Source organism: Pseudomonas sp. P116, assembly GCF_020149425.1.
Lineage (GTDB): Bacteria > Pseudomonadota > Gammaproteobacteria > Pseudomonadales > Pseudomonadaceae > Aquipseudomonas > Aquipseudomonas anatoliensis.
On sequence record NZ_JACVHB010000004.1, the window covers coordinates 297,681 to 318,366 of the forward strand.

The 20,686-nt window shown below is 62.8% G+C and carries 19 protein-coding genes; 15 read left to right on the plus strand and 4 right to left on the minus strand.

Annotation, left to right across the window (positions count from 1 at the left end; all coding sequences use genetic code 11):
* Positions 1 to 121 precede the first annotated feature (121 nt).
* Positions 122 to 1,027 (minus strand): LysR family transcriptional regulator, encoded by a 906-nt coding sequence (locus tag ICA15_RS15675; RefSeq protein ID WP_023103881.1) that lies wholly within the window; start codon positions 1,025 to 1,027, stop codon positions 122 to 124.
* 154 nt (positions 1,028 to 1,181) lie between these two features.
* Between ICA15_RS15675 and ICA15_RS15680 the strand changes: the two genes are divergently transcribed.
* The 12 genes from ICA15_RS15680 (at position 1,182) to ICA15_RS15735 (ending at position 14,955) form a co-directional block, all read left to right on the plus strand.
* Complete coding sequence (locus ICA15_RS15680; RefSeq protein ID WP_023103882.1) at positions 1,182 to 1,589, plus strand: ketosteroid isomerase-related protein; 408 nt, start codon at positions 1,182 to 1,184, stop codon at positions 1,587 to 1,589.
* A 1-nt stretch (position 1,590) separates the two neighbouring features.
* Positions 1,591 to 2,199 (plus strand): GNAT family N-acetyltransferase, encoded by a 609-nt coding sequence (locus ICA15_RS15685; protein ID WP_060764853.1) that lies wholly within the window; start codon positions 1,591 to 1,593, stop codon positions 2,197 to 2,199.
* Positions 2,196 to 3,086, plus strand: a complete 891-nt coding sequence (locus tag ICA15_RS15690; RefSeq protein ID WP_060764854.1) for a carbon-nitrogen hydrolase family protein — start codon at positions 2,196 to 2,198, stop codon at positions 3,084 to 3,086. Before ICA15_RS15685 ends, ICA15_RS15690 begins: the two co-directional genes overlap by 4 nt.
* Positions 3,087 to 3,368: 282 nt before the next feature.
* Positions 3,369 to 3,644 carry a formaldehyde-responsive transcriptional repressor FrmR gene (frmR, locus tag ICA15_RS15695; RefSeq protein ID WP_028690946.1) on the plus strand — a complete coding sequence of 92 codons (276 nt, stop codon included), beginning with the start codon at positions 3,369 to 3,371 and terminating at the stop codon, positions 3,642 to 3,644.
* A 59-nt stretch (positions 3,645 to 3,703) separates the two neighbouring features.
* Positions 3,704 to 4,813 (plus strand): S-(hydroxymethyl)glutathione dehydrogenase/class III alcohol dehydrogenase, encoded by a 1,110-nt coding sequence (locus ICA15_RS15700; RefSeq protein ID WP_011871467.1) that lies wholly within the window; start codon positions 3,704 to 3,706, stop codon positions 4,811 to 4,813.
* A 43-nt stretch (positions 4,814 to 4,856) separates the two neighbouring features.
* Positions 4,857 to 5,255, plus strand: a complete 399-nt coding sequence (locus ICA15_RS15705; RefSeq protein WP_023103885.1) for a VOC family protein — start codon at positions 4,857 to 4,859, stop codon at positions 5,253 to 5,255.
* A 182-nt stretch (positions 5,256 to 5,437) separates the two neighbouring features.
* Positions 5,438 to 6,772: a DUF3422 family protein gene (locus ICA15_RS15710; protein ID WP_023464791.1), complete on the plus strand. Its 1,335-nt coding sequence runs from the start codon at positions 5,438 to 5,440 to the stop codon at positions 6,770 to 6,772.
* Between the two features lie 58 nt (positions 6,773 to 6,830).
* Positions 6,831 to 7,661 carry an S-formylglutathione hydrolase gene (gene fghA / locus ICA15_RS15715; protein ID WP_023464790.1) on the plus strand — a complete coding sequence of 277 codons (831 nt, stop codon included), beginning with the start codon at positions 6,831 to 6,833 and terminating at the stop codon, positions 7,659 to 7,661.
* A gap of 18 nt (positions 7,662 to 7,679) precedes the next feature.
* Complete coding sequence (locus tag ICA15_RS15720; RefSeq protein ID WP_028690947.1) at positions 7,680 to 8,987, plus strand: NAD(P)/FAD-dependent oxidoreductase; 1,308 nt, start codon at positions 7,680 to 7,682, stop codon at positions 8,985 to 8,987.
* A gap of 51 nt (positions 8,988 to 9,038) precedes the next feature.
* Positions 9,039 to 10,352, plus strand: a complete 1,314-nt coding sequence (locus ICA15_RS15725; RefSeq protein WP_028690948.1) for a replication-associated recombination protein A — start codon at positions 9,039 to 9,041, stop codon at positions 10,350 to 10,352.
* 60 nt (positions 10,353 to 10,412) lie between these two features.
* Positions 10,413 to 12,278 carry a Na+/H+ antiporter NhaA gene (nhaA, locus tag ICA15_RS15730; protein WP_028690949.1) on the plus strand — a complete coding sequence of 622 codons (1,866 nt, stop codon included), beginning with the start codon at positions 10,413 to 10,415 and terminating at the stop codon, positions 12,276 to 12,278.
* Positions 12,279 to 12,303: 25 nt separating this feature from the next.
* On the plus strand, positions 12,304 to 14,955 hold the full coding sequence (locus ICA15_RS15735; protein ID WP_028690950.1) for an excinuclease ABC subunit UvrA: 2,652 nt from the start codon (positions 12,304 to 12,306) through the stop codon (positions 14,953 to 14,955).
* Positions 14,956 to 15,035: 80 nt separating this feature from the next.
* Here ICA15_RS15735 and mobH read toward each other — a convergent pair whose 3' ends face one another.
* Positions 15,036 to 16,880 (minus strand): MobH family relaxase, encoded by a 1,845-nt coding sequence (gene mobH, locus ICA15_RS15740; protein WP_028690951.1) that lies wholly within the window; start codon positions 16,878 to 16,880, stop codon positions 15,036 to 15,038.
* Between the two features lie 319 nt (positions 16,881 to 17,199).
* On the opposite strand from mobH, the gene ICA15_RS15745 reads away from it, so the two are divergent.
* The 3 genes from ICA15_RS15745 to ICA15_RS15755 all read left to right on the plus strand — a co-directional run bounded on the left by ICA15_RS15745 (position 17,200) and on the right by ICA15_RS15755 (position 18,921).
* Positions 17,200 to 17,826, plus strand: coding sequence for a hypothetical protein (locus tag ICA15_RS15745; RefSeq protein WP_023657212.1), 627 nt, complete (start codon positions 17,200 to 17,202; stop codon positions 17,824 to 17,826).
* 12 nt (positions 17,827 to 17,838) lie between these two features.
* Positions 17,839 to 18,471, plus strand: coding sequence for an RES family NAD+ phosphorylase (locus ICA15_RS15750; protein WP_028690952.1), 633 nt, complete (start codon positions 17,839 to 17,841; stop codon positions 18,469 to 18,471).
* 84 nt (positions 18,472 to 18,555) lie between these two features.
* Entirely contained in the window at positions 18,556 to 18,921 is a 366-nt protein-coding gene (locus tag ICA15_RS15755) for a DUF3742 family protein (RefSeq protein WP_028690953.1), read from the plus strand.
* Positions 18,922 to 19,044: 123 nt separating this feature from the next.
* On the opposite strand, the gene ICA15_RS15760 is transcribed toward ICA15_RS15755, so the two are convergent.
* Entirely contained in the window at positions 19,045 to 19,881 is an 837-nt protein-coding gene (locus ICA15_RS15760) for an aminoglycoside O-phosphotransferase APH(6)-Id (protein WP_000480968.1), read from the minus strand.
* The gene (gene aph(3'')-Ib / locus ICA15_RS15765; protein ID WP_001082319.1) at positions 19,881 to 20,684 is read right to left on the minus strand and encodes an aminoglycoside O-phosphotransferase APH(3'')-Ib; all 804 of its coding nucleotides are present in this window, start codon (positions 20,682 to 20,684) and stop codon (positions 19,881 to 19,883) included. Before aph(3'')-Ib ends, ICA15_RS15760 begins: the two co-directional genes overlap by 1 nt.
* Positions 20,685 to 20,686: the final 2 nt, after the last annotated feature.

Below are 20,686 nucleotides of genomic sequence, written 5' to 3' on the forward strand. Positions count from 1 at the left end.
ACCGATCTGCATCTGGGGCAAGCGGGCAGACGGTCGGCTCATCATTCAACCGGAGGGGTGAGCCGCCGAGGCTCAGTGCCCCGCTTTCCAAGGTGTGTGCCCTACAGCGTCTTGCGACGTGTCAGCGCAAAGCTGGCAACGATCCAACGGCGACCAGCATTTCATCAAATACCGCTCGAACCCTTCCCGGAATGGGGCCACGCTGAGGCCGATAGACGTACAACCCCCATGCCGGAGGTTCTTCGTTCTCCAGCACTCGCACGAGCTTCCCGCTGGCAATGTAGGGGGCGGCCATGTAGTCCGCCAGTTGCGCGAACGCGATCCCGGCCAGCGCCGCTCCCATTTCCATGTCGGCATTGTCTGCGACGAGAGTGGGTGCGGTAGGTGTCCACTGGCGTCCCGCCTTGAAGTGCCAAGGCCAGGGACGGCCGGTATTGATATCCAAGGCCACGGTAACTGGCAGGCTGCTTAGCGCATCGATGTTTGCAGGTACGCCCACTTTCTTGATCAGGCGCGGAGCGGCAACGATGGGGAGTCTCATGTCGGCGGCCTTGCGTGCGACGAAGCGGCTATCGCGCATGAATCCGACCCTGATCCCGACGTCAATCCCTTCGTCAACCGTATTGCTGATGCGATCGGACAGGCGCACATCCAGCGTGATGCCGGGATGGCGCGCGGCCACGCGCTCCAGTGCCGGTAGCACCGCTCTGGTGCCCAAGCTGTGCGGTGCGGTGATGCGAACCGTACCGGACAGAGAGGCCTGCTGGTCGGAGCCAGGCGTTCGCCACAGATCCTCGAACCGCTCCAATGCGGGGCGCACTTGGTCTAGCAGCCCTTCGCCGAAGGCGGTGATGCGCACCTGGCGCGTGCTTCGATGAAACAACACCTCGCCGTAGTGTTGCTCCAGTTGCTGGATGGCACGGGTTACACCTTGCGGAGAAGTCCCCAGCCGGACGGCCGCATCGCGAAAACTGCTGCTTTCGGCCGCCACCCGAAAGATGCGCAGTAGTTCCATTTCCTTGTTCATGACGCACGCCTTATGGCCGATTTCGCTGCTCGTTGATTGTTCCAGATTGTGGAATTATAAAATCGCAACAATTCCATATACAAGGGAGGCGCGGTTGCCCAGACTGACAACACCCCGGAATGCTCCGCTCCGAACAACCCAATAAGGAACGCGAATGAACGCTGCGACTCTCATCACTGCCTACTACGACGCCTTCAACCGCGGTGACCGCGAGGCCATGCTGTCAATGTTGACCGATGACGTCGCGCACGACTTGAACCAGGGCGCTCGTGAGGTCGGTCGCGAAGCCTTCCGCGCCTTCCTGCAGCGCATGGACCGCTGCTATGGCGAGCAACTGCGCGGGATCGTGGTGATGGTCAGCGCCGACGGCCTGTGTGCAGGCGCGGAGTACGTGGTGCATGGCGAATACAAGGTCACGGACGACGGGCTGCCGGAAGCCCAGGGCCAGCGCTACGTGCTGCCGGGCGGCGCGTTCTTCGAGATCCGCGATGGCAAGATCGCTCGTGTCACCAACTACTACAACCTCGGCGACTGGATCGCACAGGTTGGAGGGGACGCCTGAAATGACCAGCGACGTGCAGGTGCTGGTTCATCGTGGTCCGGACATTGCCGAATGGTTCGATGCCGTGGCAGGCCTGCGGGCGAGCGTCTTCCGCAGCTTTCCTTACCTGTACGAGGGCGACACCGAATACGAGAAGCACTACCTCGCTATGTACGCCCGTTCGGCAGACAGCCTGCTGGTACTCGCGCTCGCTGATGACGTGGTCGTGGGTGCGTCCACGGGATTGCCGCTCGGCGATGCGGAGCCGGCCTTCCAGGTGCCGTTCGCCGATCGAGGAATCCCGATGGAGGCAGTGTTTTACTGCGGCGAATCAGTCCTGCTCCCGGCCTTCCGGGGCCTTGGCCTGGGCCATCGCTTCTTTGACGAGCGCGAAGCGCATGCCCGTTCGTTGGGCGGCATGCAGTGGGCATCGTTCGCGTCGGTGGATCGTGCAGACGACGATCTCCGGCGTCCTTCCAACTACCGCAGTAATGACCCCTTCTGGACCCGTCGCGGCTACGTGCGGCAGTCGGACATGAAGGTTACGCTGCCCTGGAAGCAGGTGGGTGAGCCGAGCGAAACCGAGCAGACGCTCACGATGTGGCTGCACTCCCTGGAGAACGCGAAATGAAAGTAGCAGTTGCGAAATACTCAGTGGGTCAGCCCGCGGGCTTCGAGGCATTTGCTGCGCGGCAGCGGCTGGTTCTGGAGGAGGCGCGCCGTGGCGGGGCGGAACTGGCCGTGTTGCCCGAGTATCTATCCCTCGAACTGGCTGCAACGTTCGAGCCTGGCATCCGCCATGATTTCAACGCCTCTCTGGCCGCGCTGCAGGCCTTGCAGCCTGCGTGGCTGGCACTGTATGCCGACCTGTCGCGCGAGTTGTGCATGACCATTCAGGCCGGTACGTTTTTGACCCAGGTTGGATTGGACCGCTACCGCAACCGGGCTTGGTGGTTTGCGCCTGACGGCACACGCGACTACCAAGACAAATTGCAGTTGACGGGGTTCGAGAAAGACGCCGGCGTCATCGAGGGTGGCGACGAACTGAAGGTGTTCGATTTGAAAGGCGTGCGTGCCGGCATCGCTGTCTGCTACGACAGTGAGTTTCCATTGCCCGTGCGAGCCCAGCGAGAGGCGGGTGCACGCCTGCTGTTGGTCCCGAGCTGTACGGACACGAGGGCAGGTGCAACCCGGGTTCGTGTGGGCTGCATGGCGCGGGCACTGGAGAACCGGATGTTCGTCGCACAGGCCGTGACGACCGGAGCTGCTGACTGGAGTCCGGCGCTGGACACGAACACTGGCGAGGCCACGATCTATGCACCCATGGATCGTGGATTCCCCGAGGATGGCATTCTCGCGACTACTTGCGGCACGCAGACATGGGCGATCGGTGATCTTGACGTTGAAGCACTCGAACGAAACCAAGAACAGGCCCAGGTTGCGGTCGATCGTGACTGGGACGGACAGATGTTGCCTGCACTGCGGAAAGCTCGACACTCGGGTCATCAGGTCGCCTAGCCGGTCTCATCTTGATAGCTTCAACTCGATGAGTCGGCTTAGATAGGTCATATCTATCTGCGCATAGATTTTTCCAGTTTGACCAGTTTTGAACTTGCCCCGATGCTGTCGATACATGCAAGAAATATTCATTGATTTGAATGTTTTGCGCTTCTTGGGAACAAACCTGTACTAGCCTGTAAGAGTGCTCGAAGAGCACAGAATTTGTGGCAAAGTTCGGCCGCATATACTATGGGGGAGTATTGTATAATGCGGCGGTGTACCCAAGTAGAGAGGTGTTCGATGCCACACAGTCCGGAAGAAAAGAAGCAAGCACTGACGCGCATCCGGCGCATCAAAGGTCAGGTAGCGACTCTTGAGCAAACGCTTGATGCAGGTGCGGAATGCCCTGCAATTCTTCAGCAGCTTGCGGCCGTTCGTGGGGCAGTCAACGGATTGATGGCAACCGTTCTGGAGAGCTATCTGCGGGAAGAATTTCCCAGTAGCGAAATCAGGAGCGATTCGCAGAACAAGTCCATTGACGAGACCATCTCTATCGTCCGCTCCTATCTGCGATAGAGGCACCAGGGTGCCCTCGGTGAGGGCAAATTTAGTTAGCTAGTAAAGGAAGCGACATCATGAAATCACGTGCAGCAGTTGCCTTCGGGCCAGGAAAGCCGCTGGAAATCGTCGAGATCGACGTCGAGCCGCCGCGCAAGGGCGAGGTGCTCATCAAGATCACGAATACCGGCGTTTGCCATACCGACGCCTTCACCCTGTCGGGCGACGACCCCGAAGGTCTCTTCCCGGTCGTGCTGGGTCATGAAGGTGCGGGTATCGTCGTGGAGGTGGGTGAAGGTGTGACCAGCGTGAAGCCTGGCGATCACGTCATTCCGCTCTACACCGCCGAATGCGGCGAGTGCCTGTTCTGCAAGTCCGGCAAGACCAACCTGTGTGTCGCGGTTCGCGCAACCCAGGGCAAGGGGCTGATGCCCGATGGTACGACTCGCTTCTCGTACAACGGTCAGCCGCTTTACCACTACATGGGCTGCTCGACCTTCAGCGAATACACGGTCGTCGCCGAAGTCTCGCTGGCCAAGATCAACCCGGACGCCAACCCCGAGCACGTCTGCCTGCTGGGCTGCGGCGTGACCACCGGCATCGGCGCCGTGCACAACACGGCCAAGGTACAGCCCGGCGACTCGGTGGCCATCTTCGGCCTCGGCGGCATCGGTCTCGCTGCGATTCAAGGTGCACGCCAGGCCAAAGCGGGCCGCATCATCGCCATCGATACCAATCCGGCGAAGTTCGAACTGGCTCGTACCTTCGGCGCGACCGAATGTCTCAACCCGAAGGACTTCGACAAGCCGATTCACGAGGTTCTGATCGAGATGACTGGCTGGGGTGTCGATCACACCTTCGAGTGCATCGGCAACGTCAACGTGATGCGTTCGGCTCTGGAAGCTGCCCACCGCGGCTGGGGCCAGTCGATCGTCATCGGCGTCGCCGGGGCCGGCAAGGAAATCTCGACCCGTCCGTTCCAGTTGGTCACCGGCCGGACCTGGAAGGGGTCGGCTTTCGGCGGGGTCAAGGGGCGCACCCAACTCCCGGGCATGGTGGAAGACGCAATGAAAGGCGAGATCGATCTCGCCCCGTTCGTCACTCACACCATGGGTCTCGACGAGATCAACCACGCCTTCGACCTGATGCATGAAGGCAAGTCGATTCGCACGGTGATCCACTACTGATCACTCACTATCCATTCAACACCAACCACCAAGGAAATTAACCATGTCCAATCCTGTCATTTCCGGCGACGGCATCTTCTCGCACGTCTTCATCGGCGCCGCCGACGTCCAGAAGTCGGCCGCGTTCTATGACGCCGCTCTGGGTGCTCTCGGCATCAAGAACCTCGGTCCTTTCGGCAACGGATGGGTGCTTTTCGGTCGCGAAAAGCCGGCTTTCATCATCGCCCGTCCGGGCAATGGTGAAGCGCCTTCCAGCAACGGCGTGACGGTCGGCTTTGCGGCCGCCACTCCCGCCGAAGTGGATGCCTTCCACGCCGCCGGCCTTGCCGCAGGCGGCACCGACGAGGGCCAGCCTGGCCCGCGTGGCCACCTGCCGGGTGCCTATGCGGCCTACCTGCGTGATCCGGCGGGCAACAAGGTTTGCTCGTACACCTTCGTCTGAAAGCTAGGAAGCTGAGGGCGTTCTGAAAGGGCCAGCACAAGCCTCTACACGGCGAGCCTATTAGACGGACCGTGTAGAGCGGTGCCCGCTCATGAAGATCGGCCCGCAGCCATGTGCGAAACGCATGGCTGCGGGCATTTGCTTTGAAGCGTGTTTTTCAACCAAGAAGAAATGAGGTCGTTATGAAAGAGCCGGCCAACATCAATACGACGACCGTACAACCCACCCCGACCGCCACCGTGTACGGCATGCCGGCCTATACCGATCGTGCTGCCGCCGTGGGTGAAGTGCACGCGCGCCCGCATCTCTTGATTCAGGCCCCCCGCGGCATATTGCAGCTCGCTTTCATGACCGAAGGCGACCAGGCCAGGGATCAGATGGCGATGAGCGAGTTGTCTCATCGCTTCGGCGTTGCCGAACCCGACCATACTACGCCGCTCCACGGCGTGACATGGGATGAAGGAGACCTGCACTGCGAAAAGCACACCGAGTTCTCGACGTATCTCTGGTGCGCTTCGCTGGATTCCGAGACGGGAGAGCCGTGCGGCGAAAATCCGTTCAAGCATGGATTTGTTCCTCCCGGCCCGGTCGTATCCGGCATCCGTTTGAGACTTCTTCCGTGGACGCCGGAAACGGAGAAGGAGGTCGATCGCTTCGATCCTGCCAGCCTGTGCTACTCGCTGGTGGAGAACGGCTCTGCCGCCATCCTGACCGACTTTCGACAGGATGAGGATGGCCTGACGCAGATCCTCGTCCTGGCCCGCGATTTGACCCCGGCGCGGGCGGGTGCGCTGGCTCAACGTCTGCTGGAGATCGAGACTTACCGCACCTTGGCGTTGCTGTCCCTGCCGTTGACACGATCGATGACGTCGGAACTGCGACGCATGGAGTCGCGCCTTGCGGCGATCACCGACGAGATGTGTACGAGCTTGGTGGAACGGCGCGACAGCGACGTGCTGCTGTCCGAATTGACCGGCCTGGCTGCCGAGCTGGAAGCTGGCGTTGCGGCGAATCTCTATCGCTTCGGCGCCAGCCGTGCCTACTACGAGATCGTCGAGGAAAGGCTGGCAGCGCTTTCGGAAGAGGCCGTATCCGGGTACTGCACCTGGGCGGATTTCCTGCAGCGTCGCATCGCTCCCGCCATGCGGACATGCCAATCCGTAAAGGAGCGCCAGACCAAGCTCTCCGACAAGCTGACCCGGGCCATCGCGTTGCTGCGTTCCTGGATCGACGTCGAGCTTGAACGCCAGAACCGCGATCTGCTTGCGTCGATGAACAACCGGGCCAAGATGCAATTGCGCCTTCAGCAAACCGTCGAAGGCCTGTCGGTCGCGGCAATTTCTTATTACGTCGTGAGTCTTCTCGGCTATTTGCTCAAGGGCATTCCGATGGTTCACGACAGCGTGGCGCCGGTGATGGCGGTTCTGGTGCCTGCGGTGATGCTGACGATCTGGTGGATCGTGCGCAGGATCAGACACGCCCACGGCGACACGGCAGCGGAAGAGAAATCTTCCTGACGAGCTGCCGTCCTGGCGCGCGAGAGCTGCGCCGTTCCTTTGAACATAGGAGAACACCATGGAACGCATCGAACATCACGCCAGCTTTGATGGTTGGCAGGACGTTTATCAGCATGAATCCACGACGCTCGGTTGCACGATGAAAGTCGGCGTCTATCTGCCTCCGCAGGCACAGCACGGCAAGGTGCCGGTGCTGTACTGGCTTTCAGGCCTCACCTGCACCGAGCAGAACTTCATCACCAAGTCCGCCGTCCAGCGCTACGCAGCCGAACATGGCATTGCCGTCGTCGCGCCCGATAGCAGCGCTCGCGGCGAAGGCGTTGCCGACGATCCCGCCTATGACCTCGGACAGGGGGCAGGTTTCTACGTCAACGCCACGCAGGAACCCTGGGCTGCGAATCATCGGATGTATGACTACGTGGTGCAGGAACTACCGGCGCTGATCGAGGCCCACTTTCCCGTGACAGCGGAGCGGAGCATCAGCGGCCATTCCATGGGGGGACACGGTGCTCTGGTCATCGCCCTGCGCAACCCGGGCCGTTATCGAAGCGTCTCGGCCTTCTCGCCCATCGTCGCGCCCACCCAGGTTCCCTGGGGACACAAGGCCTTCGAGGCGTACCTGGGCAGCGACCGGGAGGCGTGGAAGCAGTACGACACCGTGGAGCTGATTCGCACCGTGCAGGAGCGTCTGCCGCTGCTGGTGGATCAGGGTTTGGGCGACGAGTTCCTGGAGAGTCAGCTTCAGCCCGATCTGCTGCGCAAGGCCTGCGACGAGACGGGGCACCCGCTCACGTTGAATCTGCGCCCAGGCTACGACCACAGCTACTACTTCATTGCCAGTTTCATTGGCGAGCATATGGCACACCACGCATCGGCGCTGAAACGCTGAGAGAGAGGAGATCAGGTCATGACAAAGACCTCCAAAAACCGACATCACGTCGTCATTATCGGAGCGGGCTTCGGCGGGATCGAGGTTGCCAACCAGCTTGCTGGTGCCGAGGTCGATGTGACGATCATCGACCGGCGCAATCATCACCTGTTCCAGCCGCTGCTTTACCAGGTCGCAGGGGCATCTCTCTCGACATCCGAGATCGCCTGGCCTATTCGCTATCTATTCCGAAATCGCCCGGAAGTGAACACCTTGATGGCGGAAGTGGAAGGTATCGACCAGGACGCGCGTCAGGTCATTCTCAACAATGGCTCGCGCCAAACCTACGACACGCTCGTACTCGCGACAGGTGCTACCCATGCCTATTTCGGACACGACGAATGGGGGGCTTTCGCGCCGGGGTTGAAGACGCTGGAAGATGCCACGACCATTCGAGGCCGAATCCTCGCGGCTTTCGAGGAGGCCGAGCGCACGAGCGATCCTCAGCAGCGTGCCGCGCTGCAGACGTTCGTCATCATCGGTGGTGGTCCCACCGGGGTTGAATTGGCCGGGACCATCGCCGAGCTTGCACGAGACACGCTGGCGCGTGACTTCCGCTCGATCGACCCGAGCACGTCCCGGGTTGTACTGATCGAGGCGGGCCCGCGTCTGTTGTCCGTCTTTCCAGAGGATCTTTCGGCCTATACGCGCCAGGCACTCGAAAAGCTCGGGGTCGAGGTCGTGCTGGGTACGCCGGTCACCGAATGCTCGGCCGACGGCGTGGTGTATGGCGGCAAGCCTCTTTCGGCCAAGACCATCGTTTGGGCCGCCGGCGTCCAGGCGTCTCCCGCGGCTCGCTGGTTGGGTGCTGCGTCTGATCGTGCGGGTCGAGTGGTCGTTGGTCCCGACCTGACGGTGGCCGGTCGCCCGGAGGTCTTCGCCATCGGCGATACCGCCTCGTGCACCATGGCTGATGGGAAGCCCGTACCGGGCATCGCCCCCGCCGCCAAACAGCAAGGCAAGTACGTCGCCAACCTCATTGGACGGCGTTTGAAAGGCAAGCCCGCTGACGGGCCTTTCAAATACCGGCATCAGGGGAACCTGGCCACCATCGGCCGCAGCCTGGCCGTAATTGACATGGGGCGGGTTAAGCTGCGTGGAGCCTTTGCGTGGTGGATCTGGAAGCTCGCGCATATCTACTTTCTGATCGGTACGCGAAATCGTCTCAGCGTCGCGTTGAGCTGGGTATGGAACCATAGCATCGGCTACCGCGGCTCTCGCATCATCATGCATGCGATTAGCGACAAAGAGCCCACGGCGTTGGATAAATCCGGCTCTCTGGATTGAGGTGCACACCTTATCGGAACGTCAACTATCAGAAATACCAGGGAGAGGAACTTGACCGATCTATTCACGACAAAGCCCAAGCCTCCCTTGGCCGAACTCCTGCGGCCCAAGACGCTGGATGAATTCGTCGGGCAACGGCACTTGCTCGGCCCCGGCAAGCCGCTTCGTCTCGCGTTCGAGGCGGGCAAGTTGCACTCGTTCATCCTCTGGGGGCCGCCAGGCGTGGGCAAGACCACCCTGGGGCGCCTGGCCGCCAGTGCGACCGACAGCCGATTCATCGCCATCTCGGCCGTGCTTGCCGGGGTGAAGGACATCCGGCAAGCCATCGACGAGGCCCAGGCAGAACTGGGCAACCATGGTCGATCGACGGTGCTTTTCGTCGATGAGATCCATCGCTTCAACAAGGCGCAGCAGGATGCCCTACTGCCCCATGTCGAGTCGGGGCTCCTGACCCTGGTGGGGGGAACGACCGAGCATCCGGGGCTGGCGGTCAATTCCGCTCTGCTCTCACGCGCGCAGGTCTATACCCTCGAACCGCTGTCCGGCGACGAACTGAACCAGCTCTACGAACGCGCACTGCCGCATCTCCAGGGCGTCACGTTGGACGCGGACGCGCTGGATCTGCTCAAGGGCTTTGCCGATGGCGATGGCAGGCGCTTCCTCAATCTGCTTGAGCAGGTGACGAATGCTGCGTCGGGCGCGGGCAAGGCCGTGGTCGATGGCGAGTTTGCCAAACTGTCCACCAGCCCATCACTGCGCAGGTTCGACAAGGGCGGCGACGAGTTCTACTGGCAGCTCTCCGCCTTCCACAAGTCGCTGCGGGGCTCCGACCCCGACGCGGCCCTGTACTGGCTGGCCCGCATCCTCGACGGCAGCGGCGACGTCAGCCAGGTGACGCGCCGCATGATCGTGGTGGCCAGCGAAGACATCGGCAATGCCGACCCGCAGGCGCTGCAACTGGCGCTCAATGCCGCGCTGGCTTATGAGAGGCTGGGTTCCCCCGAAGGCGAAATACCGATTGCCCACGCGGCGACCTACCTTGCTGCCGCCCCCAAGTCGAACGCTGCCTATGCCGCCTGGAACAAGGCGAAGGCCTTCGTCAAGAACAGCGGCTCCCTGCCTGTGCCTCTCCATCTTCGCAATGCGCCGACGAAGCTGATGCAGCAGATGGGGTATCACGAAGGCTACCGCTATGCCCATGACGAGCCCAACGGCTATGCCGCTGGGCAAAGCTACTTTCCCGAGGGCGTGGCGCGGCCGGGCTGGTATCAGCCAACGGACAGAGGTGTTGAGCGCAGGCTGGGAGAAAGGCTTACTTGGCTGCGCTCGCTGGATGATGGGACGCTGCCAGAGGCGGACGCCTGACCGGTCGCCTCCGAAACCGGCTCATCGCGACTTCACGAACTACAGGAACAGGATAAGAACATGTCAGCCACTTCTTTCGGTGCATCCTCGGCGAATATCAGCCGGGGACGCGTTGCCCGCTATCTGCGCACGGAGTCTGGTGCTGCGGTGCTGCTGGTGATCGTCACGGTCGTGGCGCTGGCGTGGGCGAACTCGCCGCTATCCGATGCCTATTTCGCGTTGTGGCACCTGGACGTCGGGTTTGACTTCGGGCCGCTGGGCATGCACATGGATCTGCATCACTGGGTCAACGACGGCCTGATGGTGGTCTTCTTCTTCCTGATCGGCCTGGAGGTGCGTCAGGAGTTCGCCCACGGATCGCTCAGGGACCGCAGCCGTGCCCGTCTCGCTCTGATCGCGGGTGTCGCAGGTGTCGTGCTTCCCGCGCTGGTGTATGTCCTGATCGTGGGGCTGGCCGGAAGTGAAGGCCTGCACGGGTGGGGGGCGGTGGTCGGCACCGATACGGCATTCATGCTGGGCACCCTGGCGATCGTCGGCCCGCGGCTATCCGGTCAGTTGCGCGTGTTCCTGCTCACCCTGACCGTGGTCGATGACTTCCTCGCCGTGTCCATCATCGGCATCGTCTATAGCGAGGAGATTCGGATCGTCCCGTTGTTGATCGCCCTCGCCAGTCTCGTTGCGTTGTGGTGGCTAGGGCGCACCCGCCAGTGGCGGGCAATGCCGTATGTGCTGATCGTGATCGTGCTGTGGCTCGCAACCGTGTACTCCGGCATCCATGCCTCTCTCGCCGGGATGGCCGCGGGGCTGCTGATCCCCGCCTACGCGACGCAACGTCACAAGGTCGTCGCGGCAAAACAACTGTTCCGCGACTTCTGGCAGTCTCCGAGTGCCGCATCGGCCCGCGCGGTGGACTGCGGGCTGTCCCGGGGTATCTCGGTGAACGAGCGATTGCACGAGTTCCTGCGGCTGCCGACGGCGCTGCTGATCGTGCCGGTGTTCGCCTTGGCGAACGCCGGAGTGGACGTGCGTGGCGGGCTGCTCGCCGAGGCCTTCGGCTCGCCAGTCACGTGGGGCGTCATCGCAGGGCTCGTGCTCGGCAAGCTCGTGGGCATCGGGCTCATCACGCTCGTCGCCGTCCGTCTCGGCCTGGGCCGGCTGCCCGAGGGCGTCGGGGTGGGGAGCGTGTTCGGTGGTGCGGCACTGTCCGGGATCGGCTTCACCGTGTCGCTGCTGATCATCGGGCTCGCGTTCGGCACGACCTCCGACCTGGGCCGCCAGGCGACGGTCGGCGTGCTCGTGTCGATGGTGTTCGCCACGTTGCTCGGGTGGCTGATCTTCAAGGTCGCCGCCAAGCGGTGGGGTGAGAAGACCGCTGACCTGCCGATGGTGCTTGAGCCACCGGTCGATCCGGAGATCGATCACATCCGCGGGCCGGAGGACGCCCAGCTCACACTCGTCGAGTACGTGGACTTCGAGTGCGCGTACTGTGCGCACGCGACCGGTTCTTGGGACGATCTGCGTGCCCACTTCGGGGACGACCTGCGGTATGTGGTGCGCCATCTGCCGCACCACCCGCACGGGCCGATCGCCGCGCGGGCGTCCGAGGCAGCGGCGAACCAGGGGATGTTCTGGCCGTGGCTGGACTTCGTGTTCACCCGTCAGCATGCGCTGGAGCGCGAGCATCTGATCGGCTACGCCGCCGAGCTTGGGCTCGACGTCGAACGGTTCATCGCGGATCTCGACAGCACCGCGGTGATCGAGCGTGTCGAGCGCGACCTCGCCAGTGCGGTCGCCAGCGGTGCGCACGCCACGCCGACGTTCTTCGTCGAGGGTCGTCGTCTGCGCGGCAGCTACGACGCCCGCACTGTCACCGCGGCGCTCGAAGCCAGTCGCCGCGGCCCACGAACTCAGGAAGTCCCGTCCTGAGCGGGACGAACTACAGGATAAGAACATGCCAAACAATTCTTTCGGTGAATCCTCTTGTACCGCTGCGGCCAGCGGCCTCGTGCAGGTGCGCGGGGCGCGCGAGAACAACCTCAAAGAGGTGGACGTTTCCATCCCGCGTAACGCGCTCGTGGTGTTCTCGGGAGTCTCCGGCTCCGGGAAGTCCTCGCTGGCCTTCGGCACCATCTATGCCGAGGCTCAGCGACGTTACTTCGAGTCGGTGGCCCCCTATGCGCGGCGATTGATCGACCAGGCCGGCGTGCCCGACGTCGATGCGATCGACGGCCTCCCGCCGGCGGTGGCGCTGCAGCAGCAGCGTGGCTCCAGCAACGCGCGTTCCTCCGTGGGCAGTGTGACCACCCTGTCCAGCCTGGTGCGGATGATGTATTCGCGCGCCGGCGCCTACCCAGCCAACCAGCCGATGCTGTACGCCGAGGATTTTTCGCCCAACACGCCGCAGGGAGCGTGCCCGACCTGCCACGGCCTGGGCCATGTGTACGAGGTGACCGAGGCCATCATGGTGCCCGATCCCTCCCTGAGCATCCGCGAGCGGGCGATCGCCTCCTGGCCCCCCGCCTGGCAAGGCCAGAACCTGCGCGACATCCTGGTCAGCATGGGCTACGACGTTGACCGACCGTGGAAGGACCTGCCGAAGAAGGATCGCGACTGGATTCTGTTCACCGAGGAAACACCGACGGTGCCGGTGTACGCCGGCTTCACGCCCGCCGAGACCCGCGCCGCGCTCAAGCGCAAGATGGAGCCGAGCTACATGGGCACCTTCACCGGTGCTCGCCGGTATGTGCTGCACACCTTTGCCAACACCCAGAGCGCGCTGATGAGAAAGCGCGTGTCCCGGTTCATGGAGGGCAAGCCGTGCCCCACCTGCCACGGCAAGCGGCTCAAGCCCGAGGCGTTGTCGGTCACCTTCGCCGGCGTGGACATCGGCGCGTTCATGCAGATGCCGCTGGACCAGTTGGCGGCCTTGCTCGAACCCATTGCCCAGGGTGATTTCCGCGCCCATGCAGCGGGGGCGGCTACGGACAAGGAAGCGACCCGGCGCGACCGTGCCCAACGCGCGGCCTCCGGTCGTGCCGTACACGCGGTATCGCCCGACGTGCGCCGCACCTCCGCGCTGTCGGAAGAAAAGCGCCTCGCCGCGCAGCGCCTGGCCGGTGGCGTGATGGCACGCCTGCGCCAACTGCGCGGGCTGGGCTTGGGCTACCTGACGCTGGACCGGGCCACGCCGACGCTTTCGGCTGGCGAGTTGCAACGCCTGCGGCTGGCTACGCAATTGAGTTCCCTGCTGTTCGGCGTCGTGTACGTGCTCGACGAGCCCTCGGCGGGGCTGCACCCCTCCGACAGCCAGGCCCTGTACGACGCACTCGATCGGCTGCGCGACGCAGGCAACTCGGTGTTCGTGGTGGAGCACGACCTGGAACTGATGCGCCGCGCGCAATGGCTAGTGGATGTCGGGCCGGATGCCGGGGAGCGTGGCGGCCGCGTGCTCTACAGTGGCGAGCCGGATGGCCTGCGCAAGATTGCCGAATCGCGCACCGCCCGTTACCTGTTCGACGAGATCCCCGCGCCGGGGAGCCGGGCACGCGAAGCGATCGGCTGGCTGGAGCTGCAGGGCGTCCACCGCCACAACCTGCATGGCGTGGACGCACGCATTCCGCTGGGCGTGCTGACGGCCGTCACCGGCATCTCCGGCTCGGGCAAGTCCAGCCTCGTCGCGCAGGCCCTGCCGGAGCTGGTGCTGCTGCACCTGGGCCACGAGCCGGAAGACGATGTAGCCGAAAGCGCCACCAGCGAAGGGCCGGCAGTGATCGAAGCGACCGGCGGCCATCTGGCGGGCGACGTGGACGCCGTACAGCGTCTGGTGCAGGTGGACCAGAAACCGATCGGGCGCACGCCGCGGTCGAACCTAGCCACCTACACGGGCCTGTTCGACCATGTGCGCAAGCTGTTCGCTGCCACGCCCGATGCGCGACGCCGCCGCTACGATGCCGGACGGTTCTCGTTCAACGTCGCCAAGGGGCGCTGCGAGACCTGCGAGGGCGAGGGCTTCGTCAGCGTGGAACTGCTGTTCATGCCCAGCGTGTACGCGCCGTGCCCGACGTGCCATGGCGCACGCTACAACGAGGCCACGCTGAAGGTGCAATGGAACGGGCGCAACATCGCCGAGGTGCTGCAGATGACCGTGGACGAAGCCAGCGAATTCTTCGCGGGTGAAGACGCTGTGGCAAGGCCACTGCAACTGCTGCGCGATATCGGACTGGGCTACCTGCGCCTGGGGCAACCGGCCACCGAGCTTTCCGGTGGCGAGGCGCAGCGTATCAAGCTGGCGACCGAGCTTCAGCGCAGCCAGCGCGGCCGAAGCCTGTACGTGCTCGACGAGCCGACTACCGGGCTGCATGCGTCGGACGCCGACCGGCTGCTGGTGCAGTTGCAGCGCCTGGTCGATGCCGGCAATACCGTAGTGATGATCGAACACGATATGCGCGCGGTGGCCCAGGCCGATTGGGTGATCGACGTGGGGCCTGGTGCAGGCGCTGCCGGCGGCAGCATCGTGGTGGCGGGCTCCCCTCAGCAGGTGGCCCGAACGTCTGGCAGCAGAACCGCTCCGTTCCTTGCACAGGAGTTGGCGCGGGCCGAGTAGCTCAGTTCGCCAAATGTTGCCAGTTTTCGCGGGGCATTGATCGTCGCCACACGACGGTGGCGATCAATGCCCGAATCGCGTCATCCTTCCTGAGTCAGAGCAAGATAGGGATTGTTGGGCGGTATTTCGGCGAGTGCCAAGGACCCATCTTCGAGGAGGTAGCCATGCAGTCGGCGGGACTTCCTCGGGCCCGTGACTTCACAGGTCCAAATGTTCAGGCCATTGGGCTGCTTTCGATGTAGCTGCAGCTTCTCGAAGCGCTTCTGCACCCACTGCCAATCCTGTTGACTCTCCTGCTTGGCGAGTGCGGCCACTTCGGGATGCTCCTGCGCATAGCGTTGGAACACACCCGGGCTGACCAGGTAGGCCGTGTCATTCACCGTATGCACGAGTGCCTTCGCGTCGTTGATGATGAGCCGTCGTGAGGCGATTCCCTGCTTCAGCCAAACCATGAACTGTTCCCCGGATGGCTTCGTTGCCGATGACCCAGGCGTAGGCGCGGGTGCAGGTGCAGGCGATGGAATGGACGTCGCGGCTGTTGCTGGCGCGGGGGTGTGGAGGAACTCCTCGGCATCCTGGCCAACGCCGGCCGACTCACCCAAGCCCACCATCGCGAGCAAATCCTCCATGACGTCGGGCACGGGCTGGGCTGCGGGCGGTGAAACGATGGTGGTGCTGTCGCCCTCCCAAATCGGAGGCTCTTGACCTCCCTGCGCTGGGTTCACCGAGACGGTAGGCGCGGGAGCCGACATGCTGGCGTCGTTTTCCGCGGGCGTCGCGTCGATCTCTACCGTGCCCGCGAAAGGTGCTGGTCGCTCGCCAGACTCCCAGATCAGCGCGGGAGCGAGACGCAACAGGGTGAACGAATGGGACCAGCCGGTCGTGCTGGTCACGGTCGCGCGCCAGACCGCCTTGCCGTCCGGTGTGGGCTGCAGCATGCCGTGGTCCTGCAGCACATTGAACACGGCGGTGTTGTTCGCAGGAATGCCATCGATCCCCTGAGACAGGAGGTGTGCGCGCAGTTTGTCCGAAACCGTCTTGCTCACCAGCCACAAACCATCCTCGGTGAGCCAGCCATCGGAGGCTTCCGGCTGGTTCAGCTTCAACTGTTCCTTGAGCAGGTAGCGCAACCCGTCCAGCAGCTTGCGTTGCAGTGCGTGCTTGGGCGCGGCCATGGCGCGCGCCGGATCGCCGCCCAGCTCCTGGGCCACCGACGCCCGGTCTGCTTGCACGACGAGTTCCCCCAGTACACCGGCATGTTCGTACTGACCGGCCAGCACATAGAGCAGCGGTGCCCAGAGAGCCGGATAGTCGCTGAGCCAGTCCAGGACGTGGCGGTCGAGCAGTTGGCGATAGAGCAAGCCTGTTGCGGCGCTGTGCAGGCGGTATTCGCGGTCGTCACGGTAGCGAAATCGGTACGCCTGGTGCAGCGGGCCATGCCACGGATGCCAAGTACTGCCGTCGGCCAGTTCGACGTGTAGATCGACGGCGATCTTGCCAATATCGTGGAGCAGCGCAGCATAGGCAACGGCGGCGGTCCAGGCTTCGGACTGGGCCGCCTGGTCTTCGGGACTGGCACCGATGGGCAGCAGATGGGACTGCCGCAGTTTCAGGCTGTAGGCGACGATCTCCAGGCCGTGGTCGAGCATGCCGCCCGGGTAGGCATGGTGATGCGCCTCGGAGGCCGGGAAGGCCTGGACCAGTTCGGCATAGCGTTCCAGGGGCGTGCGATACAGGGTGGCGAATTGCCTACGCGAGAGCGAGGTACGCTGCCAGATGTGCTCCAGCAGCTTCTGCCGGCGTGGGGTGGCCAGCAGCGATGCGGCCGACTCAGGACGCAGCAGCCCTTTCGGGAGGGCGGTGACGGGTGGTGGCGTCGGTGCGGCAGCGACCGGGGGCCGTTTTCGCTGGAACAGGGAAAGCATGTGGGTGTCCTGATGACGGGCCGACCGGGAGGCCTTTTGGCCTTTTCGAGGTAGGGCCTTTCCCCTTGCACCCCATTCCCTTGCCATTTCGGCCCTTTGGCCTTTAACCGTTTCGGTATAGCGAGGCCTGGGTTGCGGCTCCAGCGTCAATGTGGAACCCGCTCGAATGCATTGGACGGCGACCCGGCGCTGGCCTCTGCCTATGCTGTGGGAACGCTGCTTCCGCCAGGTAGGTTGTTCTCACTCAGGCGACTAAGTTGACAGACGCGACAAAGGCGACTAGAGTGAATCCTGTCCCAAACCTACTCGGGAGATGACCATGCCCACTGCCATTGAATTCATTGCCGACCGTCTGCCGCGCGTCACGGTGGAAGATGTACGCCGCTTCGCGGATACCGTCGAAATCCGGGATGCCACGGCTTTCGCGGCCGAGTTGCAGGCGTTCGTCCACGAGCGTGTGGAAGCGGTGACACTGCCCGCCAACTTGGAGGGGGAGACCGTTGGGCAGGCCCTTGCACGCAAGGCGGCCGCGCTGCGCGCCGACACGCGCTGGGCACCGAATGAAACCGACGTCCAGCGAGGCCGCGCCGTGCTGCTGGAAACCTTCAACCAGCCGCACAACCTGCCGCCCGCGGAGTTCGCCAAGCTGGCGGACAAGTCGCGCCAGCAGATCTACAAGGACATCCTCGCGCGTCGGCTGCTGGCGCTGAACGTGGGGCCGCGCGGTCAGAAGCTGCCCGACTGGCAGCTCGACCCGGTGAAACAGCAGTTGACCCAAACCGTGCTTCAGGAGGTCGAGGGTATCGATCACTGGACGATCTACCGCGCACTGTCCGAACCGCTCGAAGGCTTGGGTGGGCGCTCGCCGGTGGATGCGGTGACGCATGGCACGATCGATGACGTGGCCGAGGCCGTGTTCAACGTGCTGGGCGTCCAGGTGCATTGAAGCGAGATCGCCATGAGCCACGAGCTGCCTTCGTTCCTGATCGATGCCGGTGAACTGCTCCAGCATGTGAGCCGCGTCGTCTATCGGGGCAGCCCGCTGTACTATGGTCGCAGCAGCACGAATCGCTACGATGACCCGGCGGGGGCCTACGGCGTGCTCTACCTGGGGCGCGACCTGCCCACGGCGCTGATGGAGTCGGTGTTTCACAAGCACCAGTGGCTTGAAGACACGAAGCGCTCCATCGCCCTGAAGGAGGTCCACGCCCGGATGGTCCGCGCCGTGGGCGTGCTGGACGACGTGCTCCTGGCCGACCTCACGGCGCCGGGCGTCATGGCGGGCTACTTCGGCCTGAATCTGGAGCAGTTGGCGAGCCGCGACTACACGCACACGCAGCAGGTGTCCGCTCAGGTGCATGCGATGGTCGGCGACGACGGCCAGCCGCTGTTCGACGGGGTGCTCTATCCGTCGCGCAACAACTATCCCGCCGCGAGCATCGCCCTGTTCGAGCGTGCGGGAACGAAGGTCAGCGTTGTCGAGGACATCGACCTGGTTGACCATGTGGACTGGCCGCGTTTCGTTGCCACCTACCGCATCGGCGTGGAGCCCGACCCCGGCCCGGTGGAACCGGATGACGAAGCGTCCTGAAGCAGCAAGAAAACACATTGAAGCCCGAAACGGAATGAAGTGGAGCAAACAGGAATAGGCATTCCTCAGTAGCAGGAGACGACCATGAACACGACGACCCGCACCAGTACCGCAGAACGCCTCGGCCGTACCTTTGGCCGCGGATGGCGCGTCTATGCGCGTGGCGAACGGCGGGTATCGAATTGGTTGGTGGCCAAAGGGGTGCCTTCGGTTGGTGCCACAGTGCTGCTGTGGGTGGTCAAGCTGGCTGTGCTGGGCGCGCTGCTCTACGCCGCCTTCTGGTTCGCACTCGTGTTGCTGGGAGTCGTGGTGGCGGGATGGGCGGCGGCTGCCAATACATCGGAAGAAGACGAGTGGCCGTTCACCGACCTCACCGAACTGCGCAAGACACCCGGCTACGATCCCAATCTGTACAACGATACGTCGCACGAGTTGTACACCGACGACTGATCGGCACCGCGCTACTTGGGGTCGTTTGCGGGAGAGGGCGAAATCCTACGCTAAGGCTTTGGCCAACGATATTCTCCGGTAAGATTGATGTGTTCCCAGGGGATAGGAGAAGTCGCTTGATATCTAGTATGACGTCTGTCGCACCTGCTTGATCGCGGCCGCGATAGCTAGATCGCGTTGCTCCTCTTCTCCATCCGCGTTCCAAGCTGCGGAAAGGCACCCATAAGCGTACGCCTGGTCGAGCAGGCGACGCGGATCGACGTCCAGCGCACGAGAGAATGCGTCCGCCATCTGTGCAATGCGTCTAGGATCGAGACAAAGGTCGTCTCTGTCAGCCGGATCGTAGAACATATTGGCGGCGCCAAAGCCCACTTCACCGACCAGACCGACGGGATCTATCACCAGCCAGCCGCGACTGGAGAACATGATGTTTTCATGATGCAGATCGCCATGTAGCCCACGCAGTTCCGAGGCATTGCTCATCATTTGATCGGCTATAATCGCCGCGTGGACGTAGTCAGTTTGACAACCTGCGTTTTGATCATCGCGCGCCCGCTGAAACAAAGCTGCAAAGCGATCCCGGATCGGGAGAAGGGCAGAAGGCAGGGGTTCCTCAGATGCGGCATACAGCTTCGCCATTAGTTCCGCTGCAATTTCGGTCGCCTGGTAGTCGCCGTGCTCGGCAACGATGTGAGAGAGCATTCGCTCCCCGGCATATTCGAGCAACATCAGATTGTTCTCACGACCGAGCAACCGGACTGCTCCCCTCCCATTGCGCCATACCAGATAGTCGGCCCCGCGCAGTTCATCAGCAATGTCTTCTATAGGTTTCAATCCCTTGACGATTGCAGGAGTCCCGTCTGGCAATGAAACTTTCCAAACGAGGCTGGAAAAGGTGTCCGCAATGAGAACAGGTTGCGAAACGTGCCAATGAGCAGGAAAAACAGGCGGCATGAACATCAACCCCAAGTCAGAGGGTCCAATCGCAGATAGAAGGCAAGGCGTTCGCGGTCGGGGGCTTCGATCCCCAATACATTGAATAGGACAGCGAAGGCGCGCTCTGCTTCATCTGGCGCTGCCCAGTTCTCTTCGGCGTTAGCAATCATGAGTGCCAAATCGGCATAGCGATCTGCTGTTCCGAGCCGCCCAAGGTCGATCAGACCCGTGCATTGAAGAGTTTTAGGGTCCACCATGAAGTTCGGCATGCAGGGATCACCATGGCAAACAACCATATCGGTGCGCTCTTGGTCGAGCCGCACCGGTAGCTCTCGTTCGACACGAGCCAAAAGATCGAGCTGCGGCGTACTCTTGTCCTCGTCCGGTAAGAAGTCGGGATTGACGGCATTGCGGGACACCACATCAACGGCGCGTCCGAACATTCGCGACAGCCTGCGCTCAAACGGACATTGATCAACCGATAGGCTGTGAACAGCGCCAAGTTGCTGCCCCATTGACGGCCACGCTTTGAGCAAATCCGCTCCAGACAGATCAGCCGCCGGTACTCCCGGAATTGCCGTTATCACCAAGCATGCACCCTCCTGTTCCTCCTGCCAGTTGATCACCTCGGGGCAAGCCACACCTCGACCTTTGAGCCAAATGAGGCGGTCACGCTCTCCAGCGAGCTCACCGCGGCGGGAAGCAGGTGCGATTTTCGCGAAGGCATGCCCGTCACCACGTCGAAAAACAAAATCACCAGATTCTCCGCCTCTGACAGGCAACCAGTCAGAATGCGATTCACCAAAAAAAATATTAGTTCGATTCAATG

What these genes read in the sequence shown, in the direction of transcription:
- ICA15_RS15675 (WP_023103881.1), bottom strand. Translation starts at nt 1,027, where the DNA reads ATGAACAAGGAAATGGAACTACTGCGCATCTTTCGGGTGGCGGCCGAA.
- frmR (WP_028690946.1), top strand. Translation starts at nt 3,369, where the DNA reads ATGCCACACAGTCCGGAAGAAAAGAAGCAAGCACTGACGCGCATCCGG.
- ICA15_RS15745 (WP_023657212.1), top strand. Translation starts at nt 17,200, where the DNA reads ATGCCCACTGCCATTGAATTCATTGCCGACCGTCTGCCGCGCGTCACG.
- ICA15_RS15735 (WP_028690950.1), top strand. Translation starts at nt 12,304, where the DNA reads ATGCCAAACAATTCTTTCGGTGAATCCTCTTGTACCGCTGCGGCCAGC.
- nhaA (WP_028690949.1), top strand. Translation starts at nt 10,413, where the DNA reads ATGTCAGCCACTTCTTTCGGTGCATCCTCGGCGAATATCAGCCGGGGA.
- mobH (WP_028690951.1), bottom strand. Translation starts at nt 16,880, where the DNA reads ATGCTTTCCCTGTTCCAGCGAAAACGGCCCCCGGTCGCTGCCGCACCG.
- ICA15_RS15760 (WP_000480968.1), bottom strand. Translation starts at nt 19,881, where the DNA reads ATGTTCATGCCGCCTGTTTTTCCTGCTCATTGGCACGTTTCGCAACCT.
- ICA15_RS15705 (WP_023103885.1), top strand. Translation starts at nt 4,857, where the DNA reads ATGTCCAATCCTGTCATTTCCGGCGACGGCATCTTCTCGCACGTCTTC.
- ICA15_RS15755 (WP_028690953.1), top strand. Translation starts at nt 18,556, where the DNA reads ATGAACACGACGACCCGCACCAGTACCGCAGAACGCCTCGGCCGTACC.
- ICA15_RS15690 (WP_060764854.1), top strand. Translation starts at nt 2,196, where the DNA reads ATGAAAGTAGCAGTTGCGAAATACTCAGTGGGTCAGCCCGCGGGCTTC.
- ICA15_RS15720 (WP_028690947.1), top strand. Translation starts at nt 7,680, where the DNA reads ATGACAAAGACCTCCAAAAACCGACATCACGTCGTCATTATCGGAGCG.
- ICA15_RS15680 (WP_023103882.1), top strand. Translation starts at nt 1,182, where the DNA reads ATGAACGCTGCGACTCTCATCACTGCCTACTACGACGCCTTCAACCGC.
- ICA15_RS15750 (WP_028690952.1), top strand. Translation starts at nt 17,839, where the DNA reads ATGAGCCACGAGCTGCCTTCGTTCCTGATCGATGCCGGTGAACTGCTC.
- fghA (WP_023464790.1), top strand. Translation starts at nt 6,831, where the DNA reads ATGGAACGCATCGAACATCACGCCAGCTTTGATGGTTGGCAGGACGTT.
- ICA15_RS15700 (WP_011871467.1), top strand. Translation starts at nt 3,704, where the DNA reads ATGAAATCACGTGCAGCAGTTGCCTTCGGGCCAGGAAAGCCGCTGGAA.
- ICA15_RS15710 (WP_023464791.1), top strand. Translation starts at nt 5,438, where the DNA reads ATGAAAGAGCCGGCCAACATCAATACGACGACCGTACAACCCACCCCG.
- ICA15_RS15685 (WP_060764853.1), top strand. Translation starts at nt 1,591, where the DNA reads ATGACCAGCGACGTGCAGGTGCTGGTTCATCGTGGTCCGGACATTGCC.